A 571-nucleotide genomic window follows, 5' to 3' on the forward strand; every position below is an offset into this window, starting at 1 on the left:
CTTTTCAATGGTTCCCTGTCATCCATGTTGCCCTGGCTAATCAGGAAATTGAGGATTTCGCCTTTGTCGTTTATTACCAAGTGAAGTTTGAACCCATAAAACCAGCCCATTGTTGACTTTCCAACTTCAGCAGTACCCTTAAATACTTTGTTTGCCTTGATACGTTTGTTCTTGCAAACTCTTATTGGCGTTGAATCCACGAATGAAATACCCGTGCATGCACCTGAGCAACAGGTTTTAAGAAATATGGTTAAAGGCATAATCACACTTTGACTGAGTTCAACAAACCGGTTATAGGATACAGTTTTAGGAAAATCATCTACCATGTGTTTCTGTACATAGAAAACATAATAATGCTTAAAACACTTGAAACCACTGATTTGAAACAAAAGCAGAATACTGATTACCTCGCTATTGGACATTGTAGCGGGACGTCGAGAAGCTTTCCCTAAAATGAAGTTTTTGGTGGTTTTGTCAAAGTTCTTGCAAAATTCATCAACTATGCAGAAAATATCGGTAACTTTATCGTATGTAATCATGGCTTAGTATGTAGTTAAATATTTGAATGTCA

Annotated in this window: 1 protein-coding gene; it reads right to left on the minus strand. The window is 37.0% G+C overall.

What is annotated here, in order from left to right:
- A partial coding sequence (locus R2S57_RS30440) for an IS982 family transposase (protein ID WP_316848668.1) occupies window positions 1–539 on the minus strand: 539 nt, incomplete at its 3' end.
- Window positions 540–571: the final 32 nt, after the last annotated feature.

The sequence above is a fragment of the Pedobacter psychrodurus genome (genome assembly GCF_032678585.1).
In the GTDB taxonomy this organism is placed as follows: domain Bacteria; phylum Bacteroidota; class Bacteroidia; order Sphingobacteriales; family Sphingobacteriaceae; genus Pedobacter; species Pedobacter psychrodurus_A.